The sequence below is a fragment of the Streptomyces sp. NPDC054932 genome (assembly GCF_053610205.1).
This window is the reverse complement of sequence record NZ_JBSGXU010000110.1, coordinates 1-16,680: the sequence shown is the minus strand read 5'-3', so window position 1 is coordinate 16,680 and position 16,680 is coordinate 1. Positions and strand designations below refer to the sequence as shown.

Sequence of the window (16,680 nt, the reverse complement as noted above, 5' to 3'; positions counted from 1 at the left end):
AGGAAGGTGGCACTGCCGTGCAGTGGATGAACCTGAGTGAGCAGACTGTGTACAAGAACCGTTGGTTCGACGTGAATCTCGCCGATGTGGAACTTCCCGACGGCCGGCACCTGGACCACTTCGTGATCCGGCTGCGGCCGGTCGCCGTCGCCACCGCCGTGAACGAGGCCAACGAGGTGCTGCTGCTCTGGCGGCACCGCTTCATCACCGACAGCTGGGGCTGGGAACTGCCCGCCGGGGTGGTCGAGGACGGCGAGGACATCGCGGTCGCGGCGGCCCGCGAGATGGAGGAGGAGTCGGGCTGGCGGCCCGGCCCGCTCCACCACCTGATGACCGTCGAACCGTCCAACGGACTGACCGACGCCCGCCACCACCTCTACTGGGCGGACGGGGCCACCCACATCGGGCATCCGGAGGACGATTTCGAGTCCTCGCGGCGGGAGTGGGTTCCGCTCAAGCTGGTGCCGGACATGATCGCCCGCGGGGAGATCCCGGCCGCCAACATGGCGGCCGGGCTGCTCCTGCTGCACCACCTCCGGCTCGGCCGGCCGTAGGGGGTCAGCCGTACGGGTAGAACCCCGCGCCCGTCTTGCGGCCCAGACGGCCGGCGTCGACCATGCGCTGGAGCAGCGGGGGAGCGGCGTAGAGCGGCTCCTTGTACTCGGCGTACATCGAATCGGCGATCGAGGCGATGGTGTCCAGGCCGATGAGGTCCGAGAGCTTGAGCGGACCCATGGGGTGGGCGCAGCCCAGCTCCATGCCGTTGTCGATGTCCTCACGGCTCGCGATGCCGGACTCGAACATCCGGATCGCGGACAGCAGGTAGGGCACGAGGAGCGCGTTGACCACGAAACCGGAACGGTCCTGGGCGCGGACCGCGTGCTTGCCGAGCACGTCCCGCACCAGGGCCTCGGCCCGCTTGACCGTCTCCTCGCCCGTGGTCAGTGCGGGGATCAGCTCGACGAGCTTCTGCACCGGTGCCGGGTTGAAGAAGTGGATGCCGATGACCTGGTCGGGCCGCGAGGTCGCGACGGCCAGCTTGACCAGCGGGATCGAGGAGGTGTTGGACGCCAGGATCGCGTCCGGGCGGGTGATCACCTGGTCGAGGACCTGGAAGATCTCCGTCTTGACCTGCTCGTTCTCGACGACCGCCTCGATGACGAGGTCCCGGTCGGCGAACTCGCCGAGGTCGGTGGTGAAGGTGAGGCGGGCCAGGGTGGCGTCCCGCTCCTCCTCGCTGATCTTGCCGCGTTCGGCGGCCTTGGTCAGGGAGTTGTGAAGCCGGGTACGGCCGATCTCCAGGGCTTCGCCGGTGGTCTCGGCGACCTTGACCTCAAGGCCACTGCGGGCGCACACCTCGGCGATACCCGCGCCCATCTGGCCACAGCCCACTACGCCGACCCGTGTGATGTCGGAAGGGAGGTCAGTCACTTCGTGCCTTTCGCAGCTCATCCGTCGGCGGGTCCCCCGTACGATTCCGGCGCCCGCCACGCCCCCCGACGTTACTCCCGACCTTGCGCCGGGCGGCGGGCCGGGGCGGGCATGCTGAGCGGGCATCGTGCAATGTCACTCAGCGAAACGGAGATGTCACATGACGTACATCGGCCGACGGGCACTGCTGGCCGGAGCCGTGGGGGTGATCGCCGCCGCCACGGCCGGCCCCGCCGCGGCGGCGGCGCGGCGGACCTCGGGCGGAGTCTCGGGGGAGACCTCAACGCGGACCTCCGGCGGGATCCCCGCCCGGGCCGCCGCCGCCGACTTCCGCGGGATGTGGATCGCCTCCGTGGCGAATGTGGACTGGCCCTCCGAGAGCGGACTCTCCACCGCGCGGCAGCGGGCGGAGCTGCTCGAGCTCCTCGACGTCGCTGTCGAGCGGCGCCTGAACGCGGTGGTCCTCCAGGTCCGGCCGGCGGCGGACGCGTTCTGGCCCTCGAAGCTGGAGCCCTGGTCGCAGTGGCTGACCGGGGAGCAGGGGGTCGATCCGGGCTGGGACCCGCTGGGTACGGCCGTCGCCGAGGCGCACGCCCGCGGGCTGGAGCTGCACGCCTGGTTCAACCCGTTCCGCGTGGCCAACCACACCGACCCCGACCGGCTGACGTCCACGCACCCGGCGCGGCGCAATCCCGGCTGGACGGTGGAGTACGGCGGCAAGCTCTACTACAACCCGGGCCTGCCCGAGGTGCGGCGCTTCGTCCAGGACGCCATGTTCGACGCCGTTTCCCGCTACCCGCTGGACGCGGTGCACTGGGACGACTACTTCTACCCGTACCCGGTGGCGGGGGAGTACTTCGACGACGACGACGCCTTCGAGGAGTACGGCGGGGGCTTCGCCTCCCGCGCCGCCTGGCGCCGCAGCAACATCGACACCCTGGTGCGCGAGATGTCCGCGCGGCTGCGGGCGCTCCGGCCGGCGCCCCGCTTCGGGATCAGCCCCTTTGCGGTCTGGCGCAACTCCGACCGGGACCCGACCGGTTCACCGACGCGCGCGGGCCTCGGAACCTACGACGACCTGTACGCGGACACCCGCAAGTGGGTGCGGGAGGGCTGGATCGACTACATCGTGCCGCAGGCGTACTGGCACATCGGGCACCCCACCGCCGACTACGCCGACATCGTGCCGTGGTGGGCGAAGACCGTCGCCGGCACGGACGTCGAGCTGTACGTGGGGGAGGCCCTGTACCGCTGCGACGCGGACAGCCCCACCGCCGCCTGGCGGGACCCGGGGGAGCTGTCGGAGCACCTGCGCTTCGCCGCCGCTTATCCGGAGGTCCGCGGCCACGTCTACTTCTCGGCGAAGCAGGTGGCCGCGGACCCCAACGGAGCGATGGCCCGGGTGGTCGCCGACCACTACGGCTCGGCGGCCGTCCCGCGCTGATTCAGTGAGTGGGCTCTGCGGGGTGGCGGACCGTGCAGTCGGGTCCGGGAGCCATCAGTGCCTCGTGTCCGTCCTCGAAGCGGACCCGGTACGGGGGGGTTCCGTTCTCGCCCAGGACCTGGGTGATCTCGCCCACCTTGTCGTGCTGTCCGACGATCCTGCCGTGCTGCACCAGCTGGTCGCCCTCGGTCGCGCGCATAACTGACCTCCTCGGTGGCGGTCCGATCCGGTGCTAGCAGTTTAGGTCGTAGTGCGGCTATTTGACCCGTTGGGTCACCGCGATGCAGACGAGGACCGCGCAGGCGGCGGCCGGTGCCGCGGGAGTGAGGTGCTCGCCCAGCAGGCCGACCGACCAGACGAGGGTCAGCAGCGGCTGGGCGAGCTGGAGCTGGCTGGCCCTCGGCGCCCCGATCTCGGCCATGCCCCGGTACCAGACGTACAGGCCGAGGAAGGTGGAGCCGGCCGCCACCCAGACCAGCCCGGCGAGCCCGTGAGCGCTCAGGTGCACCGGCTCGTACGCGAGCCCGGCCACGGAGCCCGCCAGGCTGAGCGGCAGGCACAGGACCAGCGCCCAGCCGATCACCTGCCAGCCGGGCAGCAGCCGGGCGAGGCGCCCGCCCTCGGTGTATCCGGCGGCGCACACCAGCAGGGCGCCGAACAGGTAGGCATCGCCGGCCGAGAGAGCGCCGCCACTCTGGGCGAGGGTGAAGCCCAGCACGACGGCGGCCCCGGCGAGGGCCGCGGCCCAGAAGGCCCGGGACGGCCGGGCTCCGGTGCGCAGCGCCGACAGCGCGGCGGTGGTGAGCGGCAGGAGACCGACCACCACGGCGGCGTGCGAGGTCGTGGAGGTCGTCAGCGCGAGGGTGGTGAGCATCGGGAACCCGACGACCACCCCGCCGGCGACGACGGCGAGCCCGGCCCAGTGCTCGCGGGCGGGCAGCGGGACCCGCCGGGCCAGCAGGAAGGCGCCGGCGATGGCGGCGGCGAGGACACTGCGCAGCGCGACCAGCGACCACGGGCCGAAGCTCTCCAGCCCCCATGCGGTGGCGGGGAAGGTCAGCGAGAAGGCGACGACGCCGAGCAGGGCGAGGGCGGTGCCCCGGCGCACCGGGTTCTTGACCGCTATCGTGGTCGGGAGAGTAGCGCTATTCTGTGCTGTCATGTATGAGCGTAGCAGTGTGGCGGAACTGGCCGAATCCCTGAGGTCCGAGCTCAACCGCTACCCGGTGGATGGAAAGCTCCCGTCGAGCCGGGCTCTGGTGGAGCGCTTCCGGGTCAGCCCCGTCACCGTCTCCCGGGCCCTCGCGCAGCTCGCCGCCGAGGGCCTGGTGGTCACCCGGCCCGGCGCGGGAGTCTTCCGCGCCCCGCCGCGCACGGAGGCGCCCGCGATCGGGGACACCTCCTGGCAGGAGGTCGCCCTCAGTGCCGAGGGGGCCGGGGAGACCGTCCCGCGGTCCGTCGACGCCACCGGAGTGCTGGGCTGCCTGGCCGCGCCGCCGTCCGGGGTGATCGAGCTCAACAGCGGCTACCTGCACCGCTCCCTCCAGCCCGAGCGGGCCATGGCGGCCGCGCTGGCCCGGGCCGGGCGGCGGCCCGGAGCCTGGGGGCGGCCGCCCCTGGAGGGGCTGCCCGAGCTGCGCGACTGGTTCGCCCGGGAGATCGGCGGTGCCGTCGTCGCGGCCGATGTGCTGATCACCGCGGGCGGGCAGAGCGCCCTGGCCACCGCCCTGCGGGCGCTCGCCCCGCCCGGGGCGCCGATCCTGGTGGAGTCCCCGACCTACCCCGGGCTGCTGGCCATCGCGCGGGCCTCCGGGTGCCGGCCCGTCCCGGTCCCGGTGGATGCCGACGGGGTCCGGCCGGAGCTGCTGGCCGCCGCCTTCGAAGCGACCGGGGCGCGGGTGTTCGTATGCCAGCCGCTCTTCCAGAACCCGACCGGGGCGGTACTGGCCGCGGGGCGGCGCGCCGAGGTGCTGCGCATCGCGCGGGCCGCCGGGGCCTTCGTCGTCGAGGACGACTACGCCCGGGCCCTGGCCCACGAGGACGCCGGTCCGCCGCCCGCCACCCTGGCCGCCGAGGACACCGACGGAGTGGTGGTGCACGTCCGGTCGCTGACCAAATCCACCTCGCCCAGCCTGCGGGTCGGCGCCCTGGCCGCCCGGGGCCCGGTGGTGGACCGGCTGCGCGCCATTCAGATCGTGGACAGCTTCTTCGTGCCCCGGCCGCTGCAGGAGGCGGCCCTGGAACTGGTCGGCGCGCCCGCCTGGCCCCGTCACCTGCGGACGGTGGCCGCCGAGCTGCGCCACCGGCGCGACGTCCTCGCGGGGGCGCTGCGCCGGGAACTGCCCGGGCTGGAACTGCCGCACCTGCCGAGCGGCGGCTACCAGTTGTGGGTGCGGCCGACCGGGGGCGGCGACGACGCGGCCTTCGCGGCGGCGGCCCTGCGCGCCGGGGTGGCGGTGGCTCCCGGCCGCCCGTACTTCTGCGCGGAACCGCCGGGCCCGCACGTCAGGCTGAGCTTCGCCGGGGTCGCGGGCCCCGGGGAACTGGTGGAGGCGGTCCACCGGCTGCGGACGGGCCTGGCCGAAGGCGTCGGTCCGGACGCTTGACCGCACGCGGTACGCGGCTCACCATCGCCGCATGCATGTTCGGGTTTCGCTTGTCGCCGCAGCCCGTAGTTCCTCGCTGCTCGCCGAGCGCTTCGACGACGACCGCCCGCTGGACGGGGCCGGCTGGCGGTCGGTGGAGTCCGCCGCACAGGGCCTCGTACCCCTGGGCTCCGCCGGGCTGCGCTACTGCTCGCCGACCCCGCGCAGCCGTGCCACGGGCGAGGCCCTCGGGTACGCGCCCCTCGCGCAGCCCGCGCTGCGGGAGTGCGACATGGGCCGCTGGCGGGGGCTGACCCTGGCCGAGGTGACCGCCCACGAGCCCGGGGCGGTGGACCTGTGGCTCAGCGATCCGAGGTCCGCCCCGCACGGGGGCGAGTCCCTGCTCGCCTTCATCTCCCGGATCGGGGGCTGGCTCGACACCCGGCCCGCCGACGACGGGGGCGAGATCGTGGCGGTGGCGGAGCCCTCGGTGGTCCGGGCGGCCCTGGTGTACGCGCTGAAGGCGCCCCCGCTGACCTACTGGAACGTGGACGTCCGCCCGCTGTCCACGATGACCCTGACGGGCTGGTCCGGGCAGTGGTACCTCTCCCTGCAGGCCCCGGCCTAGACGCGTCCAGGGGGACGCTCCCGGCGTCCCGTCGAACTGTGCGTCCAACCGCATCGTCCCGGCGGGCCGCTCGCGACGGAAACGCCGTCGGAGCGCGGTCTTTCCTGCTACACATCTTCCAGGGGCGCCGCAGTCGTCACCCCCCGCTCCGCACTCCGCCCGTCGAGACCTCTGACATTGCATAAACGTGCGCTAGTACGTATAGTCATGCCATCGATGAGGAGGGTCCGATGGTGGTACGTGCAGCGGTGGCCGGAGCGAGCGGATACGCGGGCGGTGAAGTCCTGCGCCTCCTGCTCTCGCACCCCGAGGTGGAGATCGGCGCCCTGACCGGCAACTCCAACGCCGGACAACCCCTCGGCTCCCTGCAACCGCACCTCGTGCCGCTCGCGGGACGGACCCTGGAGGCCACCACCCCCGAGGTCCTCGCCGGCCACGACGTCGTCTTCCTCGCCCTCCCGCACGGCCAGTCCGCCGCCGTCGCCGCCCAGCTCGGCGAGGACGTCCTCGTCGTCGACATGGGCGCCGACCACCGGCTCAAGGACTCCGCCGACTGGGACGCCTTCTACGGCGCGCCGCACGCCGGGACCTGGCCCTACGGGCTCCCCGAACTGCCCGGTGCCCGCGAGGCGCTGACCGGGACCAGGCGCATCGCCGTCCCCGGCTGCTTCCCCACCGCCGTCTCCCTCGCCCTCTTCCCCGCCTATCAGGGGAAGTTCGCCGAGCCGGAGGCAGTGATCGTCGCCGCCACCGGCACCTCCGGCGCGGGCAAGGCCCTCAAGCCCCACCTGCTCGGCGCCGAGGTGATGGGCTCGGTGACCCCGTACGGCGTGGGCGGCGGACACCGTCACACGCCCGAGATGGTGCAGAACCTCAGCCCCCTCGCGGGAGAGCGCGTCTCGGTCTCGTTCACGCCGACCCTCGTGCCCATGGCGCGGGGCATCCTCGCCACGTGCTCGGCCAAGGCGCTCCCCGGCACCACCGCCGAATCGCTGCGGGCCGCCTACGAGAAGGCGTACGCGGACGAACCCTTCGTCCACCTGCTGCCCGAGGGCCGGATGCCGTCCACCAAGTCGGTCCACGGGTCCAACGCCGTCCACGTCCAGGTCGCCTACGACGAGTCCGCCCGCCGGATCATCGCCGTCAGCGCCATCGACAACCTGACCAAGGGCACCGCCGGCGGCGCGGTGCAGAGCATGAACATCGCCCTCGGGCTCCCCGAGGAGCTCGGGCTTTCCACGATCGGAGTCGCACCGTGAGCGTCACGGCAGCACAGGGATTCACGGCAGCGGGCATCGCCGCCGGGATCAAGGCCAACGGCAACCCCGACCTGGCCCTCGTGGTCAACAACGGGCCGCGTCTGGCCGCCGCGGGCGTCTTCACCACCAACCGCGTCAAGGCCGCACCCGTGCACTGGTCCGAGCAGGTCCTGCGCGGGGCCGCCGTCGGCGCGGTCGTCCTGAACTCCGGCGGCGCCAACGCCTGCACCGGCCCCAAGGGCTTCCAGGACACCCACGCCACCGCGGAGAAGGTCGCCGAGGTCCTCGGCGCAGACTTCAACGCCGGGGAGATCGCGGTCGCCTCCACGGGCCTGATCGGCGTCCTGCTCCCCATGGACAAGCTGCTCCCGGGCATCGAGACGGCGGCCGCGGCCCTGTCCGCAGACGGCGGCGAGGCCGCCGCCATCGCCATCAAGACCACCGACACCGTGCACAAGACGGCCACCGTCTCCCAGGGCGGCTGGACCGTGGGCGGCATGGCCAAGGGCGCGGGCATGCTCGCCCCCGGCCTCGCCACCATGCTCGTCGTCCTCACCACCGACGCAGACCTCGACAGCGCCACCCTCGACAAGGCCCTGCGCGCCGCCACCCGCACCACCTTCGACCGGGTCGACTCCGACGGCTGCATGTCCACCAACGACACGGTGCTGCTGCTCGCCTCCGGGGCCTCCGGACAGGTGCCCGCGTACGAGGACTTCGCCGAGGCCGTGCGCAAGGTCTGTGACGACCTCGCCCGCCAGCTGATCGGCGACGCCGAGGGCGCCAGCAAGGACATCCGCATCGAGGTCATCGGCGCGGTCAGCGAGGACGACGCGGTCGAGGTCGGCCGGTCCATCGCCCGGAACAACCTGCTCAAGTGCGCCATCCACGGCGAGGACCCGAACTGGGGCCGGGTGCTCTCCGCGATCGGCACCACCAAGGCCGGCTTCGACCCGGACCGGCTGAACGTCGCCATCAACGGCGTCTGGGTCTGCAGGAACGGATCGGTCGGCGAGGACCGCGACCTGGTCTCGATGAAGGACCGCGAGGTCCGCATCACCGCCGACCTGGCCAACGGCAGCGAATCGGCCGTCATCTGGGCCAACGACCTGACCGCCGACTACGTCCACGAGAACAGCGCGTACTCCTCATGAGCGACGAGAAGGCCGGCCAGCCCGGCACCGCCCGCAAGCACACCGCCCTGCCCAAGGCGCAGATCCTCATCGAGGCCCTGCCGTGGCTCACCCGCCACAACGGCAAGGTCGTCGTGATCAAGTTCGGCGGCAACGCCATGATCGACGAGGACCTCAAGGCCGCCTTCGCCCAGGACGTGGTCTTCCTGCGCCAGGCCGGCCTGAAGCCGGTCGTCGTGCACGGCGGCGGCCCCCAGATCAACGCCCAGCTCGACAAGCAGGGCCTGGTCAGCGAGTTCAAGGCGGGCCTGCGGGTGACGACCCCGGAAGCCATGGACGTCGTCCGGATGGTCCTGGCGGGCCAGGTCCAGCGCGAGCTGGTCGGACTGCTCAACCAGCACGGGCCGCTCGCCGTCGGCATGACCGGCGAGGACGCCCGCACCATCATCGCGACCAAGCACAGCCCGGAGATCGGCGGCGAGGTCATCGACATCGGCCGGGTCGGGGAGATCACCTCCATCGACACCGGCGCGATCGAGGCGCTGCTGGCGGACGGCCGGATCCCGGTCATCTCCTCCATCGCGGGCAGCGCCGACGACCACCACGTCTACAACGTCAACGCCGACACGGCGGCCGCGGCGCTCGCCGCCGCGCTGGGCGCCGAGACGCTGATGGTCCTCACCGACGTCGAAGGCCTCTACGCGGACTGGCCCAACAGCGACGAGGTCATCAGCAAGCTCACCGTCAGCGAGCTGGAGAAGCTGCTGCCCGAGCTGTCCAGCGGCATGGTGCCCAAGATGGAGGGCTGCCTGCACGCCGTGCGCAACGGCGTGAACACCGCCCGCGTGCTCGACGGGCGGGTCCAGCACTCGATCCTGCTGGAGATCTTCACGGACTCCGGAATCGGCACGATGGTCGTGCCCGACGGCCAGTCAGGGGGAACGGAATGACGCAGGGCACCGGCAACCAGCAGTACGGCGCTCGCTGGCAGGGCGCGCTGGCCAACAACTACGGCACCCCCGCGGTCGCGCTCGTACGCGGCGAGGGCGCCCAGGTGTGGGACGCCGACGGGAAGCAGTACACCGACTTCGTCGGCGGCATCGCGGTCAACGCCCTCGGTCACGCCCACCCGGCGATCGTGGCGGCCGTGACCGACCAGATCTCCACGCTCGGCCACGTCTCCAACCTGTTCGTCTCCGAGCCGGTCGTCGCGCTCGGCGAGCGGCTGCTGCAGCTCTTCGGCCGCCCCGGCAAGGTCTTCTTCTGCAACTCCGGCGCCGAGTCCATCGAGGCCGCCTTCAAGATCGGCCGGCTGACCGGGCGGACCCACATGGTCGCCACCGACGGCGGCTTCCACGGCCGGACCATGGGCGCCCTCGCGCTCACCGGCCAGCCGAAGAAGCAGGAACCCTTCCGCCCGCTGCCGGGCGACGTCACGCACGTCCCGTTCGGTGACGTGGAGGCCCTGCGGGCCGCCGTCACCGAGGAGACCGCGCTCGTCGTCATCGAGCCCATCCAGGGCGAGAACGGCGTCGTCGTGCCCCCCGCCGGGTACCTGACGGCCGCCCGCGAGATCACCCGCGCCACCGGCACCCTGCTCGTCCTCGACGAGGTCCAGACCGGCATCGGCCGGTGCGGCCAGTGGTTCGAGCACCAGGCCCACGAGGACGTGGAACCCGACATCGTCACCCTCGCCAAGGGGCTGGGCGGCGGCCTGCCCATCGGCGCGGTGGTCGCCTTCGGCCCGGTGGCCGATCTGCTCCAGCCGGGCCAGCACGGCACCACCTTCGGCGGGAACCCGGTCGCCTGCGCCGCCGGCCTCGCCGTCATCGACACGATCGCGAGCCAGGGGCTGCTCGACCGGGTCAAGGCCCGGGGCGAGCGGCTGCGGTCCGGGATCGAGGGCGCGGGCCACGCCCTGGTCTCCCACGTCCGGGGCTCCGGCCTGCTGCTGGGTATCGTGCTGACCGAGCCGCTCGCCGCCCGGGTGCAGCAGGCGGCTCAGGATGCCGGCTTCCTGGTCAACGCACCCGCCCCCGACGTCGTACGGCTCATGCCGCCGTACGTACTCACCGAGGCCGAGGCGGAAGCGTTCGTCCGGGCCCTGCCCGGCATCCTTGACGCAGCAGGCGGGGACGGATCCGGAGAATGAGACGACGATGAGTCAGGCGCAGGACAACGAGCAAGGCGGCCAGGCCGTCCCGCAGACCCGCACCGCGCGTCACCGCCGGATCGTGGACATCCTCAACCGGCAGCCGGTCCGCTCCCAGAGCCAGCTGGCCAAACTGCTCGCCGACGACGGGCTGAGCGTCACCCAGGCGACGCTCTCCCGCGACCTCGACGAGCTGGGCGCGGTGAAGATCCGCAACACCGGCGGCGAGCTGATCTACGCGGTGCCCAGCGAGGGCGGCTTCCGCACCCCGCAGGCACCGCTCGGCGAGTCCGCGAAGGAGGAGCGCATGCGGCGCCTCTCCGGGGAGCTGCTGATCTCGGCGGAGGCCTCCGCGAACCTCGTGGTCCTGCGCACCCCGCCGGGTGCGGCGCAGTTCCTCGCCTCGGCGATCGACCAGGCCGAGCTCCGGGAGATCCTCGGCACGATCGCGGGCGACGACACCCTGATGCTGATCAGCCGGGACCCGGTGGGCGGCCAGGCCCTCGCCGACCACCTGCTGCGTCTGGCGCAGAAGGAGAGCTGACCCCGGCCGCGCGGCCGGGGTCGCCCGGTCAGTACCGGGTCACGGCCAGGTCCCCGGACTCCGTGCCGATCGCGATGTGCGGACGGCGGCGCGGGTCCGCCCAGCGCAGGATCGCCCGCATCGCCTGCTCCGGCACCGACACGCAACCGGCTGTCGCGCCCTTGCCGTTGACGTGCAGGAAGATCCCGGCGCCCCGGCCGCGTACGGGCCGGTCGTAGTTGAAGGCGATGACCATGGCGTGCGCGTACTGCTTCTCGTACGTCACCAGCTGCTCGGCCTCGCCCGGCGCGCAGTCCGCGGGCAGCGGCTCGACCCAGCGGTTGTAGTGCGCGGACGCGTTGTCCTGGCACCACCACGAATCGGCGCCCACCTTCCGGTACGTGTGGTCCGTGCCGGCCGGTGCCCGCCGGATCCCGAAGGCGTAGGGGAGTTCGTACAGGCCGGTGGGCGTGGTGCTGGTGCCCTGGACCCGCGTCGCACCCTCGGTGAGGCCCCCCGACCCGAAGCGCGCGGGTGCACTCCCGGACCGGTGCCACCGCCCTGCCCACCGCTCCCACCAGATCACCCGGCCGGTCGTGGAGCCGGGCGTCGGTGCGACGGCGGTGATCAGCTGACTGCCGCCGCCGGTGTCGGCGAGACGGGCGGGCAGGGGCGCGGGGCCCTGCGGGAGCAGGGTCGTGACGATCAGTGAGACAGTGACTACAGCGGTACGCAGCACATGTCAGACGGTACGGGGCGGAAGGGGCAGTGGCAGCGCAGGCAGGCCGTCGAGGCTCGATCCGATGAATTCCTTCTTCTCGCAGTACGCCGCGAACTCCTCGTCCGTCTTGCGGCCGAAGTACTCGGCGTGCAGCGTCCGCTCGCCCTGGTACTCCATCAGGGGGACGGCGTACCCGCAGACATCGGAGATCCGGCGGGCATGGACCAGGACGACCGCCCGCGCCGCCGGGCCGTCGGCCTCGCCGAACAGGGCGACCAGCTCGCCCCAGCGGGGGTCGTCACGGAAGACCGCCTCGCCCTCGCCGTGGATGCGCACGATGTTGGGCGGCCCGGAGAACGCGCACCACATCAGGGTGATCCGGCCGTTCTCCCGGACGTGGGCGACGGTCTCGGCGCCGCTGCCCCCGAAGTCCAGGTAGGCCAGGGTCTGCTCGTCGATGACGACGAGGGTTCCGGCGCGGCCCTTGGGGGACAGGTTGACGTGACCGTCACCCGCGAGCGGGGCGGTCGCGGTGAAGAAGACCGGCTGCTCCTCGATGAACTTGCGCAGTCGGCCGTCTATTCGTTCGTGAAGTTTTCCCATGTGATCAGTATCCGTCCGAGCGGTCGGGTCGGGTCTCGAGCCCGAGCCGTGCGCGCATCTGCCGCATGACGTACCCGCTGAACAAGTGTGTGCACCGGTCCAGGAGGGCGCCGACCTCCGGATCGCGAATCGGCAGGTCCGGAGCCCGGTACGGGGACCACATGCTCTGGACGCGCTGCGCGGAGATCGCCCGCAGGCTCGGGTCACGGTCTGTCAGCAGCTCGACGGATGCCCGCAGTCCGTCCACCCCGCCCCGGGCGAACAGCAGCCGGTAGGCGGCCCGGCGGGTGTGCGGCGGCTGCCCGGGCGCGATGCGGGCCGTCAGCCAGTCGACGGGCAGCAGCAGGGCGGAGGCGCTCAGGCTCCGGGCCGCCTCGCGGGCCACCGAGGGCGACGGGTCGCGCACTCGGCGAAGCCGGTCACCGCGTACGGGGTCACGCGGGCGGGGTCGGCCAGCCGCTCGCGGCACACCGTGTACGGGTCGCCGCCACCCTGGCGGACCAGCCAGCGGGCACAGGCCCGGACCAGCCCGGAGCGGTCGTCGAGGTGGCCGACGGCCTCGGTGGTCCGGCCGGCCCCGCGCAGGGCGGTGACCCCGGCGGAGCGGACCATCGGGCTGTGCCCGCCGAGCAGGGTGTCGACCGCCTCGTCGTCCGGCCCGTCGGCGGCCAGGGCGGCCAGCGTCCCGTCCGTCCACATCCCGGCCGCAACCGGGTCCGGCTCGCCGGCCGCCAGCCGGGCCCGTTCCCGTGCGTCCAGCAGCCCGGCAGCGAGGGTCAGCCGCGCCGCGAACCGCCGGGTCAGCGGGTCCGCGCTCCCGCGCAGCTCGCCGAGGAGGCCGCGGTCGCCGTCCAGCACGGCCTCGAAGCGCTCCAGCGCCCAGGCGCCCTGCTCGCGCCGGCCCAGCCGCATGACGACCGGTGTCAGCCGGCGCAGGGTGCCCGCGGGGTCGTCCGCCAGGGCTGCGGCCAGGACCCGCCGGGCCTGCTTCCGGACGGCCGGAACCCAGTCCGTGCACCGGATCGCGACGAGCTCCGCCGGCAGCGGTGACGGCGCCCGCAGCGCCCCCTCGCGGATCCGGCCGTCGCGGTGGCACAGCCGCACGGCGTCCGGCGTCTCGACGGGGCTCGCGTACGACCAGCAGTGGTCCCGCCGGACCGCGTGGTCGAAGGCGATCCACTCCGCCGCCGGGCTCCCCGGCAGCGGGAGCCGTGTCTGCGCGTCCGTGACCATGCGCCCTCCCTTGTAGTTGTCAGGGCTGATCGTAGGCAGCGGCGAGCCTGCCACGCCTCTCATATATGCGCAGGTCAGGCGGGGCCGGTGGGGGGTGCGCGGGGATCCCCCGGCAGGTCGATTGACGAAACATACGGAGTAGTGCATAGTTATGCCTGTCGTTGAATGCACCGTAAGGAGAAACCCGTGACCGAGCGCGTCGTACTCGCCTACTCGGGCGGCCTGGACACCTCCGTCGCCATCGGCTGGATCGCCGAGGAGACGGGCGCCGAGGTCATCGCCGTTGCCGTGGACGTCGGCCAGGGCGGCGAGGACCTGGACGTCATCCGCAAGCGCGCGCTCGACTGCGGTGCGGTCGAGGCCGAGGTCGCCGACGCCTCGGACGAGTTCGCCAACGAGTACTGCCTCCCGGCGATCAAGGCCAACGCCCTCTACATGGACCGGTACCCGCTGGTCTCGGCTCTCTCCCGGCCGGCCATCGTCAAGCACCTGGTCGCCGCCGCCAAGAAGCACGGCGCCACGACCGTCGCCCACGGCTGCACCGGCAAGGGCAACGACCAGGTCCGCTTCGAGGCGGGCATCGTCGCCCTCGCCCCCGACCTCAAGTGCATCGCCCCGGTCCGCGACTACGCGATGACCCGGGACAAGGCGATCGCCTTCTGCGAGGAGAAGCAGCTCCCGATCGCGACCACCAAGAAGTCCCCGTACTCCATCGACCAGAACGTCTTCGGGCGCGCCGTCGAGACGGGCTTCCTGGAGGACATCTGGAACGCCCCGATCGAGGACATCTACGAGTACACCTCGAACCCGGCCCTGCCGCGCGAGGCCGACGAGGTCGTCATCTCCTTCAAGGAGGGCGTCCCGGTCGCCATCGACGGCAAGCCCGTCAGCGTGCTCCAGGCCATCCAGCAGCTCAACGACCGCGCCGGAGCCCAGGGCATCGGCCGGATCGACATCGTCGAGGACCGTCTCGTGGGCATCAAGTCCCGTGAGGTGTACGAGGCCCCGGGCGCGATCGCGCTCATCACGGCCCACCAGGAGCTGGAGAACGTCACCGTCGAGCGCGAGCTGGCCCGCTACAAGCGGCAGGTCGAGCAGCGCTGGGGCGAGATGGTCTACGACGGCCTGTGGTTCTCCCCGCTCAAGCGGGCGCTGGACGGCTTCATCAACGAGGCCAACCAGCACGTCACCGGTGACATCCGGATGACCCTTCACGGCGGCCGCGCCGTCGTCACCGGCCGGAAGTCGGACGAGTCGCTGTACGACTTCAACCTCGCGACCTACGACTCGGGCGACACCTTCGACCAGTCCAAGGCCCAGGGCTTCATCGAGATCTTCGGTCTCTCCTCGAAGATCGCGGCCCGCCGCGACCTCGCCTGACCGACCAGGAGTCCGGACCGCCTCCCCGTTACCTCCGCGGCGGGGAGGCGGTTGCACATCCGGAGCCCTTCGGGCCCTCGGAGCCTTACCAGCAGTCAAAGCCATGCAGTCTTGAGGAGCAGTAGCTGTGAGCAGCAACAAGGGTGACGTCCGGCTCTGGGGCGGCCGGTTCGCCGACGGTCCTTCGGAGGCGCTGGCCCTGCTGTCGGCGTCGGTCCACTTCGACTGGCGCCTCGCGCCCTACGACATCGCGGGCTCCCGCGCCCACGCACGCGTGCTCCACAAGGCCGGCCTGCTCACGGCCGACGAGCTCGACCGCATGATCGCCGGACTCGACCAGCTGGAAGCCGATGTGGCGGACGGCTCCTTCACCGGCACCATCGCCGACGAGGACGTGCACACGGCCCTGGAGCGCGGCCTGCTGGAGCGGCTCGGCGCCGAGCTCGGCGGCAAGCTGCGCGCCGGCCGGTCCCGCAACGACCAGGTGGCCACCCTCTTCCGGATGTACCTGCGCGACCACGGCCGGATCATCGGCGGCCTGATCGCCGACCTCCAGGACGCGCTGGTGGGCCTCGCCGAGACCCACCACGACGTGGCGATGCCGGGCCGGACCCACCTCCAGCACGCGCAGCCGGTGCTCTTCGCCCACCACGTACTGGCCCACGTGCAGTCCCTGTCCCGGGACGCGGAGCGGCTGCGCCAGTGGGACACCCGGACCGCGGTGTCCCCGTACGGCTCGGGCGCCCTGGCCGGGTCCTCGCTGGGTCTGGACCCGGAGCAGGTCGCAGCCGACCTCGGCTTCGAGCGGGGCTCGGTCGGCAACTCCATCGACGGCACGGCCTCGCGCGACTTCGTCGCCGAGTTCGCCTTCATCACCGCGATGATCGGGATCAACCTGTCCCGGATCGCGGAGGAGATCATCATCTGGAACACGAAGGAGTTCTCCTTCGTGACGCTGCACGACGCCTTCTCGACCGGGTCGTCGATCATGCCGCAGAAGAAGAACCCGGACATCGCGGAGCTGGCGCGCGGCAAGTCGGGTCGCCTCATCGGCAACCTGACCGGCCTGCTCGCGACCCTCAAGGCGCTGCCCCTGGCGTACAACCGGGACCTCCAGGAGGACAAGGAGCCGGTCTTCGACTCCTGCGACACCCTTGAGGTCCTGCTGCCGGCCTTCACCGGCATGATGGCGACCCTCACGGTCAACCGGGAGCGGATGGAGGAGCTGGCCCCGGCGGGCTTCTCGCTCGCCACCGACATCGCCGAGTGGCTGGTCAAGCAGGGCGTGCCGTTCCGGGCGGCGCACGAGGTGGCCGGCGAGTGCGTCAAGGTGTGCGAGGGCGAGGGCATCGAGCTCGACCAGCTGACGGACGACCAGTTCGCGAAGATCTCGGAGCACCTGACCCCCGAGGTCCGGACCGTCCTGAACGTCAAGGGCGCCCTGGCTTCGCGCAGCGGCCGTGGCGGCACCGCCCCCTCGGCGGTCGCCGTCCAGCTCACCGAGCTGAAGGCCGACCTGGTCATCCAGCACGCCTGGGCGGCCCACAAGCAGTAGCCCGTGCCTGTCCGCCCGGAGGGGCGGTGGGAG

General features: G+C 72.3%; 18 protein-coding genes. 11 read left to right on the top strand and 7 right to left on the bottom strand.

The annotated features are described in order from the left end of the window. The first annotated feature begins 26 nt into the window (after positions 1–26). Positions 27–554 (top strand): NUDIX hydrolase, encoded by a 528-nt coding sequence (locus ACWGE1_RS25990; RefSeq protein ID WP_453422903.1) that lies wholly within the window; start codon positions 27–29, stop codon positions 552–554. Between the two features lie 4 nt (positions 555–558). On the opposite strand, the gene ACWGE1_RS25985 is transcribed toward ACWGE1_RS25990, so the two are convergent. Further along, complete coding sequence (locus ACWGE1_RS25985) at positions 559–1,452, bottom strand: 3-hydroxybutyryl-CoA dehydrogenase (RefSeq protein WP_314249511.1); 894 nt, start codon at positions 1,450–1,452, stop codon at positions 559–561. 139 nt (positions 1,453–1,591) lie between these two features. Here ACWGE1_RS25985 and ACWGE1_RS25980 point away from each other — a divergent pair, with 139 nt between their 5' ends. After that, positions 1,592–2,875, top strand: coding sequence for a glycoside hydrolase family 10 protein (locus ACWGE1_RS25980; protein ID WP_453422894.1), 1,284 nt, complete (start codon positions 1,592–1,594; stop codon positions 2,873–2,875). A 1-nt stretch (position 2,876) separates the two neighbouring features. Here ACWGE1_RS25980 and ACWGE1_RS25975 read toward each other — a convergent pair whose 3' ends face one another. Both ACWGE1_RS25975 and ACWGE1_RS25970 read right to left on the bottom strand, forming a co-directional pair. Beyond that, on the bottom strand, positions 2,877–3,074 hold the full coding sequence (locus tag ACWGE1_RS25975) for a DUF1918 domain-containing protein (protein ID WP_453422893.1): 198 nt from the start codon (positions 3,072–3,074) through the stop codon (positions 2,877–2,879). 57 nt (positions 3,075–3,131) lie between these two features. Beyond that, complete coding sequence (locus ACWGE1_RS25970) at positions 3,132–4,037, bottom strand: DMT family transporter (protein ID WP_453422892.1); 906 nt, start codon at positions 4,035–4,037, stop codon at positions 3,132–3,134. Between ACWGE1_RS25970 and ACWGE1_RS25965 the strand changes: the two genes are divergently transcribed. The 7 genes from ACWGE1_RS25965 (at position 4,036) to ACWGE1_RS25935 (ending at position 11,176) form a co-directional block, all read left to right on the top strand. Next, positions 4,036–5,481 carry an aminotransferase-like domain-containing protein gene (locus ACWGE1_RS25965; protein ID WP_453422891.1) on the top strand — a complete coding sequence of 482 codons (1,446 nt, stop codon included), beginning with the start codon at positions 4,036–4,038 and terminating at the stop codon, positions 5,479–5,481. The genes ACWGE1_RS25970 and ACWGE1_RS25965 overlap by 2 nt on opposite strands. Positions 5,482–5,512: 31 nt before the next feature. Continuing rightward, positions 5,513–6,088: a histidine phosphatase family protein gene (locus ACWGE1_RS25960; protein WP_453422890.1), complete on the top strand. Its 576-nt coding sequence runs from the start codon at positions 5,513–5,515 to the stop codon at positions 6,086–6,088. 230 nt (positions 6,089–6,318) lie between these two features. Continuing rightward, the gene (gene argC / locus ACWGE1_RS25955; protein WP_453422889.1) at positions 6,319–7,347 is read left to right on the top strand and encodes an N-acetyl-gamma-glutamyl-phosphate reductase; all 1,029 of its coding nucleotides are present in this window, start codon (positions 6,319–6,321) and stop codon (positions 7,345–7,347) included. Further along, on the top strand, positions 7,344–8,501 hold the full coding sequence (gene argJ, locus ACWGE1_RS25950) for a bifunctional glutamate N-acetyltransferase/amino-acid acetyltransferase ArgJ (RefSeq protein ID WP_453422888.1): 1,158 nt from the start codon (positions 7,344–7,346) through the stop codon (positions 8,499–8,501). Before argC ends, argJ begins: the two co-directional genes overlap by 4 nt. Continuing rightward, positions 8,498–9,430 carry an acetylglutamate kinase gene (argB, locus tag ACWGE1_RS25945; protein WP_453422887.1) on the top strand — a complete coding sequence of 311 codons (933 nt, stop codon included), beginning with the start codon at positions 8,498–8,500 and terminating at the stop codon, positions 9,428–9,430. The genes argJ and argB overlap by 4 nt, the downstream gene beginning before the upstream one ends. Further along, complete coding sequence (locus tag ACWGE1_RS25940; protein WP_453422886.1) at positions 9,427–10,632, top strand: acetylornithine transaminase; 1,206 nt, start codon at positions 9,427–9,429, stop codon at positions 10,630–10,632. Before argB ends, ACWGE1_RS25940 begins: the two co-directional genes overlap by 4 nt. Positions 10,633–10,639: 7 nt before the next feature. Then, positions 10,640–11,176, top strand: a complete 537-nt coding sequence (locus tag ACWGE1_RS25935; protein WP_453422885.1) for an arginine repressor — start codon at positions 10,640–10,642, stop codon at positions 11,174–11,176. Between the two features lie 28 nt (positions 11,177–11,204). Here the strand turns inward: ACWGE1_RS25935 and ACWGE1_RS25930 are convergent, their stop codons facing one another. From ACWGE1_RS25930 to ACWGE1_RS25915, 4 genes are read right to left on the bottom strand one after another with little or no spacing between them, the layout of a single operon-like run. Next, entirely contained in the window at positions 11,205–11,891 is a 687-nt protein-coding gene (locus ACWGE1_RS25930) for a L,D-transpeptidase family protein (protein ID WP_453422902.1), read from the bottom strand. Between the two features lie 6 nt (positions 11,892–11,897). Next, the gene (locus ACWGE1_RS25925) at positions 11,898–12,479 is read right to left on the bottom strand and encodes a pyridoxamine 5'-phosphate oxidase family protein (protein ID WP_453422884.1); all 582 of its coding nucleotides are present in this window, start codon (positions 12,477–12,479) and stop codon (positions 11,898–11,900) included. 4 nt (positions 12,480–12,483) lie between these two features. Further along, complete coding sequence (locus ACWGE1_RS25920; protein ID WP_453422883.1) at positions 12,484–12,885, bottom strand: hypothetical protein; 402 nt, start codon at positions 12,883–12,885, stop codon at positions 12,484–12,486. Then, on the bottom strand, positions 12,837–13,712 hold the full coding sequence (locus ACWGE1_RS25915) for a hypothetical protein (RefSeq protein WP_453422882.1): 876 nt from the start codon (positions 13,710–13,712) through the stop codon (positions 12,837–12,839). The genes ACWGE1_RS25920 and ACWGE1_RS25915 overlap by 49 nt, the downstream gene beginning before the upstream one ends. Positions 13,713–13,898: 186 nt before the next feature. Here ACWGE1_RS25915 and ACWGE1_RS25910 point away from each other — a divergent pair, with 186 nt between their 5' ends. Together ACWGE1_RS25910 and argH are read left to right on the top strand one after the other, a co-directional pair. Beyond that, complete coding sequence (locus ACWGE1_RS25910) at positions 13,899–15,092, top strand: argininosuccinate synthase (RefSeq protein WP_030723509.1); 1,194 nt, start codon at positions 13,899–13,901, stop codon at positions 15,090–15,092. Between the two features lie 127 nt (positions 15,093–15,219). After that, a complete protein-coding gene (gene argH / locus ACWGE1_RS25905) occupies positions 15,220–16,647 on the top strand; it encodes an argininosuccinate lyase (RefSeq protein ID WP_453422881.1) in 1,428 nt (475 codons plus the stop codon). Positions 16,648–16,680: the final 33 nt, after the last annotated feature.